At 74.5% G+C, this 13,303-nt stretch carries 14 protein-coding genes; 6 read left to right on the top strand and 8 right to left on the bottom strand.

The window, feature by feature from the left end:
- Positions 1 to 6: 6 nt before the first annotated feature.
- A complete protein-coding gene (locus tag ACFT41_RS15860; RefSeq protein ID WP_377584435.1) occupies positions 7 to 1,602 on the top strand; it encodes a pectinesterase family protein in 1,596 nt (531 codons plus the stop codon).
- A gap of 68 nt (positions 1,603 to 1,670) precedes the next feature.
- On the top strand, positions 1,671 to 2,648 hold the full coding sequence (locus ACFT41_RS15855; RefSeq protein WP_377584437.1) for a DUF2804 domain-containing protein: 978 nt from the start codon (positions 1,671 to 1,673) through the stop codon (positions 2,646 to 2,648).
- Positions 2,649 to 2,685: 37 nt separating this feature from the next.
- Here the strand turns inward: ACFT41_RS15855 and ACFT41_RS15850 are convergent, their stop codons facing one another.
- A complete protein-coding gene (locus ACFT41_RS15850; protein ID WP_377584569.1) occupies positions 2,686 to 3,627 on the bottom strand; it encodes a diacylglycerol kinase family protein in 942 nt (313 codons plus the stop codon).
- Positions 3,628 to 3,802: 175 nt separating this feature from the next.
- On the opposite strand from ACFT41_RS15850, the gene ACFT41_RS15845 reads away from it, so the two are divergent.
- The 3 genes from ACFT41_RS15845 (at position 3,803) to ACFT41_RS15835 (ending at position 6,242) form a co-directional block, all read left to right on the top strand.
- Entirely contained in the window at positions 3,803 to 4,540 is a 738-nt protein-coding gene (locus tag ACFT41_RS15845; protein WP_377584440.1) for a hypothetical protein, read from the top strand.
- A gap of 545 nt (positions 4,541 to 5,085) precedes the next feature.
- Positions 5,086 to 5,598, top strand: coding sequence for a DUF6529 family protein (locus tag ACFT41_RS15840; RefSeq protein ID WP_377584571.1), 513 nt, complete (start codon positions 5,086 to 5,088; stop codon positions 5,596 to 5,598).
- Positions 5,595 to 6,242, top strand: a complete 648-nt coding sequence (locus ACFT41_RS15835; protein ID WP_377584443.1) for a Rieske (2Fe-2S) protein — start codon at positions 5,595 to 5,597, stop codon at positions 6,240 to 6,242. The genes ACFT41_RS15840 and ACFT41_RS15835 overlap by 4 nt, the downstream gene beginning before the upstream one ends.
- A 107-nt stretch (positions 6,243 to 6,349) precedes the next feature.
- On the opposite strand, the gene tatC is transcribed toward ACFT41_RS15835, so the two are convergent.
- From tatC to ACFT41_RS15810, 5 genes are all read right to left on the bottom strand, one after another.
- Positions 6,350 to 7,303, bottom strand: a complete 954-nt coding sequence (tatC, locus tag ACFT41_RS15830; protein ID WP_377584445.1) for a twin-arginine translocase subunit TatC — start codon at positions 7,301 to 7,303, stop codon at positions 6,350 to 6,352.
- An 18-nt stretch (positions 7,304 to 7,321) separates the two neighbouring features.
- A complete protein-coding gene (gene tatA / locus ACFT41_RS15825; protein WP_377584448.1) occupies positions 7,322 to 7,648 on the bottom strand; it encodes a Sec-independent protein translocase subunit TatA in 327 nt (108 codons plus the stop codon).
- A gap of 219 nt (positions 7,649 to 7,867) precedes the next feature.
- Positions 7,868 to 8,116, bottom strand: a complete 249-nt coding sequence (locus ACFT41_RS15820) for a hypothetical protein (protein ID WP_377584451.1) — start codon at positions 8,114 to 8,116, stop codon at positions 7,868 to 7,870.
- A gap of 10 nt (positions 8,117 to 8,126) precedes the next feature.
- Positions 8,127 to 9,191 carry a helix-turn-helix transcriptional regulator gene (locus ACFT41_RS15815; protein WP_377584453.1) on the bottom strand — a complete coding sequence of 355 codons (1,065 nt, stop codon included), beginning with the start codon at positions 9,189 to 9,191 and terminating at the stop codon, positions 8,127 to 8,129.
- The gene (locus tag ACFT41_RS15810; RefSeq protein ID WP_377584456.1) at positions 9,188 to 10,186 is read right to left on the bottom strand and encodes a helix-turn-helix transcriptional regulator; all 999 of its coding nucleotides are present in this window, start codon (positions 10,184 to 10,186) and stop codon (positions 9,188 to 9,190) included. The genes ACFT41_RS15815 and ACFT41_RS15810 overlap by 4 nt, the downstream gene beginning before the upstream one ends.
- 282 nt (positions 10,187 to 10,468) lie before the next feature.
- Between ACFT41_RS15810 and ACFT41_RS15805 the strand changes: the two genes are divergently transcribed.
- Positions 10,469 to 11,554, top strand: a complete 1,086-nt coding sequence (locus ACFT41_RS15805) for a DUF3866 family protein (protein ID WP_377584459.1) — start codon at positions 10,469 to 10,471, stop codon at positions 11,552 to 11,554.
- A 97-nt stretch (positions 11,555 to 11,651) separates the two neighbouring features.
- Here ACFT41_RS15805 and ACFT41_RS15800 read toward each other — a convergent pair whose 3' ends face one another.
- A complete protein-coding gene (locus tag ACFT41_RS15800) occupies positions 11,652 to 11,843 on the bottom strand; it encodes a hypothetical protein (protein ID WP_377584462.1) in 192 nt (63 codons plus the stop codon).
- 67 nt (positions 11,844 to 11,910) lie between these two features.
- A complete protein-coding gene (gene pafA / locus ACFT41_RS15795) occupies positions 11,911 to 13,269 on the bottom strand; it encodes a Pup--protein ligase (RefSeq protein ID WP_377584465.1) in 1,359 nt (452 codons plus the stop codon).
- Positions 13,270 to 13,303 lie beyond the last annotated feature (34 nt).

The following is a 13,303-nucleotide window of genomic DNA, read 5'->3' as shown; positions in this document are numbered from 1 at the left end:
TCCACCATGCGCAGAAGCCGCCGACGGTCCCTGCTCGCCGTCGCCACCGCCGCCCTCACCACCGTCCTGCTCGGCCTGACCCAGCTCGGCGGCGCCCAGTCCGCGTACGCCGCCACGCTGTTCAGCGACGACTTCACCGACGGCGACACCGCCGGCTGGTCCAAGTCCGGCGGCACCTGGTCCGTGGTCGCCGACGACAGCCCGGCCCTGCAACAGGCCAAGGCCAGCACCGACAACGCCCGCCTGTTCGCCGGCACGTCGACCTGGACCGACTACACCGTGCAGGCCCGGGTCAAGGCCCTGACCCTGCCGGCCGACGGGGCCGTGGCCCTGCTCGCCCGGGCCTCCGGCGCGACCACCTACTACCGGCTCGCCCTGCTACCCGGCAACCAGGTCAGGCTGGAGGCGGTGCGCAGTGGCGCGGCGACCACCCTGGGCACGCTGTCGCGGACCGTCGCGACCGGCACCTGGTACACGCTGCGCATCGAGGCCACCGGCTCCACCGTGCGCGGGTGGGTCGACGGCGTCCAGGTCGGCTCGGGCACCGGCGGCATCGCCACCGGCCGGATCGGGGTGCAGACCCGTTACGCCACCGCGCGGTACGACGACGTGACGGCGACCAGCGGCACCCCGCCGTCCGGCGACACGGTGGTCGTCGCCAGGGACGGCAGCGGCGCCTTCACCAGCGTGCAGGCGGCGGTGAACGCGGTGCCCGCCGGCAACACCACCCCGCGCACCATCGTCATCAAACCCGGCACCTACCGGGAGTTGATCGCCATCCCCGCCGACAAACCGCACCTCACCTTCGTCGGCTCCACCGGCGACGCCCGCGACGTGGTGATCACCTACGACAACGCCTCGGGCACCCCGAAGCCGGACGGCGGCACGTACGGCACCTCGGGCAGCGCCTCGGTGACCATCGACGGCAGTGACTTCACCGCCCGGCACCTGACCTTCGCCAACAGCTTCGACGAGGCGGCCCACGACTACAGCGCCGAGCAGGCCGTCGCGGTGCTCACCCGCGCCGACCGGCTGGTCTTCGACAACGTCCGGTTCCTCGGCAACCAGGACACGCTTTACCACAACAGCGCCAACAGCAGCACGGTCGGCCGCGCGTACTTCCGCAACTGCTACGTCGAGGGCGACGTCGACTTCATCTTCGGCCGGGGCACCGGCGTCTTCGACCGCTGCGAGATCAAGTCCCTCAGCCGCGGGTCGTCGAGCAACAACGGGTACGTCACCGCGCCGTCCACGATGATCAGCAACCCGTACGGCTTCCTGTTCACCGGGTGCACCCTGACCACCGACTCGGCCGCCGCCCAGAGCGTGCACCTCGGCCGGCCGTGGCACCCCAGCGGCGACGTCAACGCGATCGGTCAGGTCGTGTTCCGCGACAGCGTCCTCGGGGCGCACGTCAAGGACTCCCCGTGGACCGACATGTCCGGGTTCTCGTGGAAGGACGCCCGGTTCTTCGAGTACCACAACAGCGGGCCCGGGGCGACGGTCACCGCGGACCGACCGCAGCTGACCGACGCGCAGGCGCCCACCTACACGGCCCGGCAGTACCTGGCCGGCTCGGACGGCTGGAACCCGATCCACTGACCGGCTCCGGCGGCGGGGGCGGCGAGACCGCGCCGCCACCCCCGCGTACCGGCGGGTAACCTCCCGTCATGACGCACGAGCGCGAGATCACCGCCCCCGTCGATCTCTGCCTGCCGGACGGTCGGCTGAACCCGGCGGCGGTCGGCTGGACCCGCCGCCCCCTGCACCGGGCGAACCTGCGGGGCTGGGGGCGGACCAAACGCTGGGAGTACTGGGGCGTCGTCACCCCCGCCCACGTGATCGGCGTCGTCGTGTCGTCGCTGGACTACGCCGGCGTACACAGCCTCTACGTGCTCGACCGGGCCACCGGCGTCGAGGTGAACACCGAGGCGGTGGTGCCGCTGGCGCGCGGGGTGGCGCTGCCCGAGCGCAGCGGCGCGGGCCCGGTCACCGCGCGCAGCCCGGTGACCGTCGCCATCGACCAGCGCCCCGACGGCACCACCCTGCGGGCCGCCGCCGGCGACGTCGAGGTCGACCTGGCCATGCCGCTGCCCGCCGGCCACGAATCGCTCGGGGTGGTCGTGCCGTGGGGCGAGCGGCGGTTCCAGTACACGGTCAAGGACGTCGGCCGGCCGGTGCACGGCCGGCTCCGCCTCGGCGGAGTGTGGCACGATGTCCACGCCGAGGACTCGTTCGCCGTGCTCGACCACGGCCGGGGACGGTGGCCGTACTCGGTCGCCTGGAACTGGGCGGCGGGCAGCGGGCCGGGCCGGTCGATCCAGCTCGGCGGGACGTGGACCGACGGCACCGGCAGCACCGAGAACGGGCTGTTCGTCGCCGGCCGGCTGCACAAGATCGGCGACGAGCTGCGCTGGACGTACGACCGGTCCGACTGGCTGCGCCCGTGGCGGATCACCGGCGACCGGGTCGACGTGGCGTTCCACCCGTTCCACGAGCGGGCCGCCCGCACCAACCTCGGCGTGGTGGCCAGCGAGACGCACCAGTGCTTCGGGCACTTCACCGGCTGGGCGGCCGCCGACGACGGCGAGCGGGTCGACCTCGACGGGCTGGTCGGCTGGGCCGAGGAGGCCCGCAACCGCTGGTAGCCAGTCCGGCCCCGGCCTGCCCCGCGCCCGCGCCCGTTCAGCGCAGCAGGCGCACCGCGCCCGGCACGGCGGTCACCGTCACCGGCAGGTCGAGGCAGCGCTCCCCGTCGGCGTACGTGGTGATCCCCTCGGCGGTCAGCTCCACCGTGCGGGCCCGGTGGCTGCTCACCAGCGGATGCCGCACGTGGGTGCCCCGGTAGATGCGCGGCTTCACCCGGATCAGAGTGCGCCGGTCGAACCGGCCGCCGACCACCACGTCCAGCAGACCGTCCGTCGGGTCCGCGTCGGGGCAGACCCGCATGCCGCCGCCGTAGCTGGCGCAGTTGCCGACCGCCACCAGCACCGCGTCGCACTCCAGCGGCTCGCCGTCCAGCCGCAGGGTGTAGCGGCGCGGGCGCAGCCGGGCCAGCTCCAGCAGGATCGCCAGATCGTAGCGGCGGGGGCCGCGCGGGCGGCGCATCCGGTTGGCCCGCTCGTTGACGATCGCGTCGAAGCCGGCGGCGAGCACCGCCCCGTACCACCGGGTGGCGCCGTCGGGGCCGGTCATCCGGGCCAGGTCCACCGGCCGGCTCCGGCCCTCGCGCAGCGCGGCGGCGACGGTCTCCACGGCGGCGAGCGGGTCGCCCGGGAAGCCGGTGTCGGCGGCGAAGTCGTTGCCGGTGCCGGCGGGCACCGGCCCGAACGGCACGCCCGTGCCGGCCACCGCCTGCAGGCCCCGGTGCACCGTGCCGTCGCCGCCGACGGTGACCAGGGCGGCGGCCCCGTCGGCGACGGCGGCCCGGCACGCCGCCTCGGCCTGCGCGCCCGTGCCCGCCTCCAGCAGCCGCACCGGCCGGCCGGCCGTCGCGAGCCGGTCCAGCAGGCGCGGCAGCAGGCCACGGTGCCGCCCGCGCCCGGCCGTCGGGTTGGCGAGCACGGCGACGGGACCGTCGGGCCGCGGCCCGGGGGCGGGGTGGTCGGCTGCGGTCACGGCGAGCACGGTACCGCCCACCCGCCCGCCGTGGACCCGCCAGCCGCCCGGGCCGCCGACGCCGCTTGGGGAAAGCATCGGCCGCCCTCGACCAGCGTCGCGGGGAATCGTCAGGAAGCAATCTGCCGCTGCGTTGAACGACCGGCAGGCCGGCCCCGTACGGTTCGGTGAAGGGAGCTGCCCCATGAAGCGCTTGACCCCGCTGCTGACGCTGGTGACCGGAGCCGGGATGGCGGCCGTGCTGTTCGCGATGAGCGCACAGGCGGCGCCGGCGGCCGCACCGCCGAAGGTGGAAGCCGCACCCCCGGCCAGCACCGCGGCGCCCGCCGACGCGCCGGAGGCGCCATCCGCGAGCCGCCCGCCAGAGCTGTCCCCGGGTGCGTCGGCGCCCCCGGCGGCGGCCCCCGGCGCGACGGACGTCCCCGCCGCCGGCACGCCCGAACAGAAGGTGGACGCAAGCTGGACCGGCCGCCTGAACAACGGCGCCACCATCGCCATCACCTCCCGCGACGGCGCCGCCGAGGCGTACGTGTGCGACGGCAAGGACATGGAGCTGTGGCTGCGCGGCACGGCCACCGACGGCAAGCTCGAACTCGACGGCAAGGACGCCACGCTCACCGGGACGTTCGACGGCTCCGAGGCCACCGGCAAGCTGGCCATCGGCGGCGACACGACCACGTTCACCGCGAAGGCCACGGCGGGAACCGCCCCCGTGGTCTACCGGGCGACCCCGCAGCTGCGGGACGCCGGGGTCGACGGCGGCTGGATCCTGCGGCCCGACGGCACCCAGATCGGCGTGCTCACCTGGAACGGCCGGCCGATGCCGGCGCCGCCCCTGGACCCCGCGTTCGGCACGACGATCGTCGAAGGGCTGACCGTCACCGCCCGGCCGGTGATCCCCGAACCGGGGCCCCGCCGGTGACCAGCGGCGACTGGCGCGCCGGCACGGACGTCGCCCCGGCTGGCGACACCTGGGACAGCGGCACGAAGGCCCCGCCGCGCGTCGACTGGGACACCCCGCCGGAGGTCGACGTGTGGGGCGGCGACGCGGACAGCGCGCCCCGGGCCGGCGCCTGGGACGGCGGGAACGACGACGGCCCACGGGCCGGCGGGTGGATCGGCGACGCCGGCGACGCGCCCCGCGCCGGCTGGCCAGGCCGCGACACCGGCGACACGCCCCGGGCCGGAGCGTGGGATGCCGGCCCGGACGCCGGGCCCGACGTCGACGTGTGGGGCACCGGGACGGGTGCCCGCCCGGGTGGCGACCGGTGGGACGCCGGCCGCAAGCGGGCCCGGCCCGAGGTCGACACCTGGCGCGCCGGCCGCGACGGCGGGCCGGACGCCGACCGGCCGCGCGACGACCGGGACCCCGGCACCGACGACGATCGGGGCCTGCGGGTGCTGCCCGATCCCGCCGCGTTCGCGGCGCGGCTCGCCGCCGAGACCGAGCCGGCCCGGACGGCCTCGCTGCTGCTGCCGGTGCTCGCCGGCGCGGCGGTCGCCGTCGCCACCGGCGTCTACGCCAAACTGCATCAGCCCACCGGCATCGCCGTCAACGTCGCCGGCTTCACCGGCCCGATGCAGGTCAAGGTGTGGCTGGGCAGCGGCGCGATGGCGCTCGCCATCGTGCAGGTGCTGTCGGCGATGTCGATGTGGGGCCGGCTCGGCAGCTTCCGCCCGTCCTGGGCGGGCATCGCCCACCGCTGGTCCGGCCGGGTCGCGTTCCTGCTCGCCGTGCCCGTGGCCGTGCACTGCCTGTACGCGCTCGGCTTCGCCGCCTACGACCTGCGGACCATGGCCCACTCCCTGTTCGGCTGCTTCTTCTTCGGCGTGTTCACCACGAAGATGCTGGCCCTGCCGAAGCCGGGGCTGGCCGGCTGGGTCCTGCCGGTGTTCGGCGGGGCGGTCTTCGTCGCCCTCACGGCGATCTGGCTGACCTCGTCGCTGTGGTATTTCACCACCTTCGGGATCACCCGGTGACGCCGCCCGGCGGCACCGACCGCAGGCCACCCCGCGGTGCCGACCGCGCGCCGTTCGTCGGCACCGACAGCAGGCCGCAGGTCGGCACCGACCGCAGCGAGGAGAGCAGCGCGATGACCGAGGAGCACCGGCCCTGCCCGTCCCGGCGGGCCGTCCTGTGCGCCACCGGCGCGGCTGGCGTCACCGCCCTGCTGACCGGCTGCCAGACGTACGGGCAGCCCGTCGCCGCCCCGGCGGCCGACCCGGCCAGCGGCGGCGCGCCGGCCAGCGGGGACCCGGTGGCCGAGCCCGCCGGCAGCGGCGACCCGGCCGACGCCGACGCCGAGGCCACTGCCGACGCCCCCGCCGGTGGACAGGTGGCGGCGCTGGCCGCCGTGGCCGACCTGCCCGTCGGCGGTGGCCGGATCCTCGCCGACCGGGGCGTGGTGCTGACCCGGCCGACGCAGGAGACCGTCAAGGCGTACTCCGCCACCTGCACCCACGCCGGCTGCACCGTCACCCGCGTCGCCGACGGCACCATCGTCTGCGGCTGCCACAACAGCAAGTTCGACATCGCCGACGGGTCGGTGCGCGGCGGGCCGGCCGGCTCGCCGCTGCCGCCGGTCGCGGTGTCGGTCCGCGACGGCCAGGTCCTGCTCGCCTGACGGCGGCCCCCACGACACCGCTGCCGGCCCGACGGACCGCACCCCAGGCACGACGAAGGCCCGCCCCGAACTTCTCGGGGCGGGCCTTGTGCCTTGTCGCCGCGTCGTCAGGTCATGTCGTCGTAGCGGCGGTCGATCGGCGTCGGCGCGGCCACCGGCTCCGGTGCCCCGATCGGGGCCGAGGCCTCGATCCGCTGGCTGGGCGGCACCCGGTCGTCGTTGAGCTCCAGCGGCGACACCTCGTCGTCGGCGATCCCCGCGTAGATCTCCTTGCCCCGCCCGCGCCGCTTGTCATTGAGGAACGCGACACCCACGGCGACGAAGTAGAGCAGGCACAGCGCCGCCGCCAGCAGGGTCATGCCGAACGGCCCCGGGTCGGGCGTGGCGATCGCGGCGAAGGCGAACGAAATGAAGATCACCACCCGCCACCAGCTGAGCAGCCGCTTCGCGCTGGCCACCCCGGTGAAGTTGAGCATCAGCAGGATCAGCGGGAACTCGAACGCCACCCCGAACAGCAGGATCATGTTGGTGACGAAGCTGATGTACCGGGTGACCTCCAGCTGGGTGGACAGGCCCGTGACGCCCGACTCCATCAGGAACGCCAGGCCCTTGTCCACCACCAGGTACGCCAGCAGCGCACCGGCGGCGAACAGCGGCGCGGCGATGGAGACGAAGACGTACGCCCACTTGCGCTCGTGCCGGTGCAGGCCGGGGGCGATGAACGCCCACAGCTGGTAGAGCCAGACGGGCGCGCCGATGATCAGGCCGATCCACAGCGCCAGCTTCAGCTTGAGGATGAAGCCGTCCGCCGGGGAGAGCTGGAGGAACTGCTGGCACTCGCCGAGCGCGTCGGTGGCATCAGGCAATCGGCAGTAGGGCTGCTTCAACAGCTGGAACACCGGATCGGCCAGCAGGAAGCCGCCGATCAGGCCGACCATGATCGCCAGCGACGCCCGGAACAGCCGGGTGCGCAGCTCGCGGATGTGGTCCATGAGCGTCATGGAGCCGTCGGCGGCCTGCTCGAACTTGCTCGGGCCGCGTTTACGGAGGGCGAAGGCCACGGTGGTCGGGCCCTTCGGTCAGTGTTCGCGGACGCGCTGCACCGGGTCGATGACCGGCTGCTGCGGAGCCTGCGGCGGGGCGTACGGCTGCGGCTGCGCGTAGGGCTGCTGCGCGTACGACTGCTGCGGCGCCGCGGCGTTCGGCGGCAGCGGCTGGTGGCCGGCCTGGGCGTCAGCCTTCTCGGCCAGGTCGCGGTCGTCGTCGTGCAGGCTCTTCGTCTCGGCCTTGATGATCCGCAGCGAACGGCCCAGCGAGCGGGCCGCGTCGGGAAGCCGCTTGGCGCCGAAGAGCAGGATCATCACGACCACGAGTACGGCGATGTGCCACGGCTTGAGGGCACCCATGGGAAGCTCCAGTCGCTCTGTGTCGTCGTCGGGTGTTACCGGAGCCCATCGTACGTCCGTCGAGGGCCATTGCCACCCGCCGGACGCTGGTGGTTTCGACCGGCCGGTGAAGTGTTGACCAACTCCGCGCGTCCCGTCAACCACCCGAACCCGGATCCCACCTGCGCGTACCCGCCGCGCGCGGGCCGCCGGGCGCACGCCGCAGCGGCCCGGGTCGATCTAGTGGCCGCGCTTGGCCTTGATCACGTCGAGACGGCGCTGGGTGAGCTCCACCTGCCCCTGGAGCGCCTCCGCGCGCTCCTGCAACGCCTCGGCCGACACCCGCAGCGCCTCCGTCTCCGCCTGGCGGCCCTGCAACGCCACCGACGCCCGCCGCAGCCGGGGCAGCCGGGCCAGCACCGGCCGCACGGCCAGCGCCAGCACCACGAACGCGAACAGCACCACCGCGACCACGATCCACGTCACCACGGCGGTCAGCCTACCGGTGCGACGCGGACCCCGCCGGGTCGCCCGACGGCACGCAGTCGGGGCTGGCGTACGCCTCCAGCGCGGCGACCGCCTGGGCGCGGACCTGCTCCGCCAGCTCCGCCGGGGCGACCACGGCCACGCCCGGGCCCAGTCCCAGCACGAACCGGCGGGCCCAGCCCAGGTCGGTCACCCGCAGCGACACCAGCCACTGGTCGCCGTCGCCGCGCTCGACCCGCTCGCACGGGTAGTATTCCGTGATCCACCGCTCGCCCCGACCGATCCGCAACGTGATCAACGGCAGGTCCGGCGAGGGGCGGAACACCCCCTCGGTGAGGTCGTGCGGGCGGGCCTGCGGCGGCACCACCGCCGGCTCGTCCAGCTCGACGACCGCGTCGATCCGGTCGGCCCGGAACAACCGGACCTCCTCCGCGCGGCGACACCACGCCTCCACGTACGCCCGGCCGCCCACCATCAGCATCCGCAGCGGGTCGATGACCCGATCGGTCGTCTCGTCCCGGGCCGCCGTGTAGTAGGTGATCCGCAGCGCCCGCCCCAGCCCCACGGCGGCCCGCAGCTGCTCCACCCGCCGGCCGTCCGCCTGCAGGCGCACCTCGACCGGGGCCCCGACCAGGTCGCCCGCCGCGTTCTCGATCTTCGCGAGAGCCCGCTCCACCGCCTCCCGGTTGGCCACCCCCGGCGTCTCGGCGAGCATCCGCAGCGCCACCACCAGCGCCAGCGCCTCGTCGGGGGTCAACCGCAGCGGCCGGTCGATCCCCGCGTCGTAGGTGATCGTCACCCGGTCACCGTCGAACGCCATGTCGATCAGGTCACCCGGGCCGTAACCGGGCAGCCCGCACACCCACAGCAGCTCCAGATCCTCCCGCAGCTGCCGCTCGGTCACCCCCAGGTCGCCGGCCGCCTCGGCGATCTCGATCCCCGGCCGGGCCAACAGGTAGGGCACCAGGTTGAGCAGCCGGGCCAACCGGTCGGCCGACGCCCGGTTGCCGCCGGCGCGGGCACCCGTGGCGCGCGGGCCGGTCGAACGGGCAGCGGGCTGGGCCGCCGGGCGGGTCATCGGGCACCTCCGGTCACGGTCAGCTCGTCGTGCCGGGCGGCGATCTCCTTGAGCCGCTGGATGACCGCCTCGCGCACCTCCGGCGGGTCGAGCACCCGCACGTCCGGGCCGTACCCGACCAACTGGCCGGCCAGGAACTCCGCGTCGGCGTACGGCAGGACCAGCCGGTCCCCCGCGGGCCCGGGCCCGCTGTCCACCGCCCAGCGGCGCAGCCCCGCCGCGCGGCCCGGACGGACCAGAACCGTGGCCCGGCCCGTGCGCTCCACCGGCCCTGACCAGCGCGCCACATGGCTGATCAGATCCAGCCCCGGCGGCGGCTCGTAGCCGCCCGGGGCACCGGTCACCCGGACCGCGCCCACCACCCGCGACAGCCGGAAGCAGCGGGTCGCCGCCCGGTCCAGGTCGTGACCCACCACATACCACCGGCCCCGCCAGCAGACCACGCCCCACGGCTGGACGCGGCGGCGGGTCGGCTCGTCGCGGTCGGGCACCCGGTAGTCGAAGCTCACCTCGCGGCGGTCCCGAGCCGCGGCCGTCAACGGCGCGAACGCCGGATCGACCGTCACCATCGGCTCCAGGCCCAGGGTGGCCTGCGGGTCCACGTCCACCCCGGCGGCGCGCAGCTTCGCCAGCCCCGACGACGCGGCGGCCGCCAGCCCGGCGTGCTGCCACAGCCGGGCGGCGATGCCGACCGCCGCGGCCTCGTCCGGCTCCAGCGGAATGTCCGGCAGCGCGTACTCCCGGTGGGCGATCCGGTAGCCCGGCTCGGAGTCGAAGATGCTCGCCGTCCCCGTCTCCAGCGGCACCCCCAGCTCACGCAGCTCGGCCTTGTCCCGCTCGAACTTACGCTGGAACGCTTCGTGATCCTTCGCGTCGTCCGGATCGTGCTCGTAACCGGGCACGGTCGCGGCGATCTGCGCGGCGGTCAGGAACCGTCGCGTCGACAGCAGGCAGATCACCAGGTTGACCAGGCGTTCGGTGCGGGTCCGCGACACGTGTGCACGCTAGCAGCCCGCGCGGCGCGCACGTGCACCCAATCCGGGCGCGTCGCGGCATCGCCTCAACAGTCACCCTGAGTCATCAGAAGCCCACCGCGGCGGGCCGTGGTGGGCGGCGGCCGGATCACGGCCACGGGGTGACCCCGGGCCCGAAGCGGCCGTCAAGACCGAAAGCGTGGGCACCGTCGTCGGGGCCGGCGCACCTGACACGTCCAGGGCGAGCCGCCACGCTGACCCCGCCACCGCGCCCCGCCCCCGGCAACCGCTAGCGTGCACCGCATGGTGCGATGGCGGGCGGGAACCGTGACGGCGCTGCGGCGGGAGTGGACCGGCGCGATGGAGCTTGACGTCACACTCGCCGACGGCACGACCATGCGGGCCCTGGCCTACCCGGAACTCGTCGGCCGCCCCGCACCCGGCGACCGGGTGCTGCTCAACGCCGGGGCGCTGCTCATGGGCCTCGGCACTGGCGGATACGCGCTCATCGTGGCCCTGCCCGACCGACTGCCGCCCGACCCGCCACAGGCCGCCGACACCCGCGACGCCGGACACCTCGTCAAGGCCCGCTACACGCCCCTGCAACCGATCCTGCTCGGCGTCGACGAGGACGCCAGCCCCCACCGCGAGGTGCTCGCCGCCGCCGAGGATGTCTCCGGCCTGCCCGTCGTCACCGCCGACCTGCACTCCGCCCTGCCCGCGATCCTCGCCGGCATCCACGCCGACGCCCCCGACGCCCGCGTCGCATACCTGCTCACCGACGGCGGCGCGCTGCCCGCCTGGTTCTCCCGCGCCCTCGACGGGCTGCGCGGCCGGCTCGCCGGCACCGTCAGCGTCGGGCAGGCCTTCGGCGGCGACCTGGAAGCCACCACCGTGCACAGCGGCCTGCTCGCCGCCCGGCACGTGCTCGCCGCCGACGTGGTGATCTGCGCCCAAGGGCCTGGCAACCTCGGCACCGGCACCCGGTGGGGCTACTCCGGCGTCGCCGTCGGCGAAGCCGTCAACGCCGTCGCCGCCCTCGGCGGGCACGCCGTCGGCTCACTGCGCATCTCCGACGCCGACCCCCGCCCCCGGCACCGGGGAGTGTCCCACCACAGCCTCACCGCGTACGGTCGCGTCGCGCTCGCCCCCGCCGACCTCGTCGTGCCCGAGGGCCTGCCCCCCGCCCTGGCCCGCGACGTCGACGCCGCGCTCGCCCCCCTCGCCGGGCGGCACCGCCTCGTCCGGGTGCCCACCGACGGGCTCGACGCCGCGCTGCGCGCCAGCCCCGTGGCGCTGTCCACCATGGGCCGCGGCCTCGACGCCGACCACGCCTACTTCCTCGCCGCCGCAGCCGCCGGCCGGCACGCCGCTGCCCTGGCCCGCTGAGCCGGGTCCGCCCCGGCTGCGGCCCGGCCGCGCGGCGGGGCCAGGTCGACGGCACGCCCGCCCACCCGCAGCAGCTCCCGCATGCGGCGGCAGCCCGTCAGGCCAGGAAGATCAACGCCAGCCAACCGCCGACGATCACCACCAGCGCGACGGCCAGCACCCACGTCGGCACCGTGTACTCGCCGCGCCGGTTCCGCTCCACCTCCGCGCGGATCTTCTCCCGGCGGCGGTCGATCCAGTTCAGCTTCTCGGCGCCGCGCTCGCGCCCCGGAGGTTCAGACATCGTCATGGCAGCGCCAGCGTACCCGGACGGCCCCCTCCCGCCGCGACCAGCGCAGTGCGAGGGGCCCACCGGATCACATGCTGGCGATCAACCGCTCCACCCGCTCGTCGTACGCCCGGAACGGGTCCTTGCACAACACGGTGCGCTGCGCCTGGTCGTTGAGCTTCAGGTGCACCCAGTCCACCGTGAAGTCGCGCCGCTTCTCCTGCGCGTGCCGGATGAACTCGCCCCGCAGCCGCGCCCGCGTCGTCTGCGGCGGCGTCTCCTTCGCCTCGAAGATCTCCGGATCGGTCGCCACCCGGTCCACCTCCCCGCGCCGCTCCAGTAGCCCGTACAGGCCCCGCCCGCGCCGCAGGTCGTGGTACGCCAGGTCCATCTGCGCCACCCGGGGATGCGACAACGGCAGGTCGTGCTTGCGCTGGTACCGCTCGATCAGCCGCAGCTTCGACACCCAGTCGATCTCCCGAGACACCGGCTCCAGGTCACCGCTCTCCACCGCGCTCAGCACCCGACCCCACAGCTCCACCACCCGCTTGGCCGTCTGGTCCCCGCCCCGGCGCTCCACGAACTCCGTCGCCTTCGCCAGGTATTCCTGCTGGATCTCCAGCGCGCTGACCTCCTTGCCGGAGGCCAACCGCACCTTCCGCCGGCCGGTGATGTCGTGCGACACCTCGCGGATCGCCCGGATCGGGTTCTCCAGCGACAGGTCCCGCATCACCACCCCCGCCTCGATCATCCGCAGCACGATGTCCGCCGAACCGACCTTCAGCAGCGTGGTGACCTCGTTCATGTTCGAGTCACCCACGATGACGTGCAGCCGCCGGTACCGCTCCGCGTCCGCGTGCGGCTCGTCCCGGGTGTTGATGATCGGCCGGCTCCGGGTCGTCGCCGACGACACCCCCTCCCAGATGTGCTCCGCCCGCTGCGACAGGCAGTAGACCGCCCCCCGGGGCGTCTGCAGCACCTTGCCCGCCCCGCAGATCAACTGCCGGGTCACCAGGAACGGAATCAGCACGTCCGCCAGCCGGCCGAACTCACCGTGCCGGGAGACCAGATAGTTCTCGTGGCAGCCGTACGAGTTCCCGGCCGAGTCGGTGTTGTTCTTGAACAGGTAGATCTCACCCGCGATGCCCTCGTCGTGCAGCCGCTTCTCCGCATCGACGAGCAGCCCCTCCAGGATCCGCTCCCCTGCCCGGTCGTGGGCCACCAGGTCCACCACCGAGTCGCACTCGGGCGTCGCGTACTCCGGGTGGGAACCCACGTCCAGGTAGAGCCGGGCGCCGTTGCGCAGGAACACGTTGCTCGACCGGCCCCACGACACCACCCGACGGAACAGATACCGCGCAACCTCGTCGGGAGACAGCCGCCGCTGCCCACGGTAGGTACAGGTGACGCCGTACTCGGTCTCAAGGCCGAAGATTCGCCGCTCCATGAGGCGACATTAGTCCTCTCCGGCCCCGAATGGG

The organism is Micromonospora sp. NPDC057141 (assembly GCF_042670805.1).
In the GTDB taxonomy this organism is placed as follows: Bacteria; Actinomycetota; Actinomycetes; order Mycobacteriales; family Micromonosporaceae; genus Micromonospora.
Note: the sequence above shows the minus strand (reverse complement) of the source record. Positions and strands in the feature narration are given on the sequence as shown.

Bases quoted from the DNA above. Each gene is read 5' to 3' on its own strand.
- ACFT41_RS15860 (WP_377584435.1), top strand. From the start codon at position 7: ATGCGCAGAAGCCGCCGACGGTCCCTGCTCGCCGTCGCCACCGCCGCC.
- ACFT41_RS15855 (WP_377584437.1), top strand. From the start codon at position 1,671: ATGACGCACGAGCGCGAGATCACCGCCCCCGTCGATCTCTGCCTGCCG.
- ACFT41_RS15845 (WP_377584440.1), top strand. From the start codon at position 3,803: ATGAAGCGCTTGACCCCGCTGCTGACGCTGGTGACCGGAGCCGGGATG.
- tatA (WP_377584448.1), bottom strand. From the start codon at position 7,648: ATGGGTGCCCTCAAGCCGTGGCACATCGCCGTACTCGTGGTCGTGATG.
- ACFT41_RS15815 (WP_377584453.1), bottom strand. From the start codon at position 9,191: ATGACCCGCCCGGCGGCCCAGCCCGCTGCCCGTTCGACCGGCCCGCGC.
- ACFT41_RS15805 (WP_377584459.1), top strand. From the start codon at position 10,469: ATGGTGCGATGGCGGGCGGGAACCGTGACGGCGCTGCGGCGGGAGTGG.
- ACFT41_RS15800 (WP_377584462.1), bottom strand. From the start codon at position 11,843: ATGACGATGTCTGAACCTCCGGGGCGCGAGCGCGGCGCCGAGAAGCTG.
- pafA (WP_377584465.1), bottom strand. From the start codon at position 13,269: ATGGAGCGGCGAATCTTCGGCCTTGAGACCGAGTACGGCGTCACCTGT.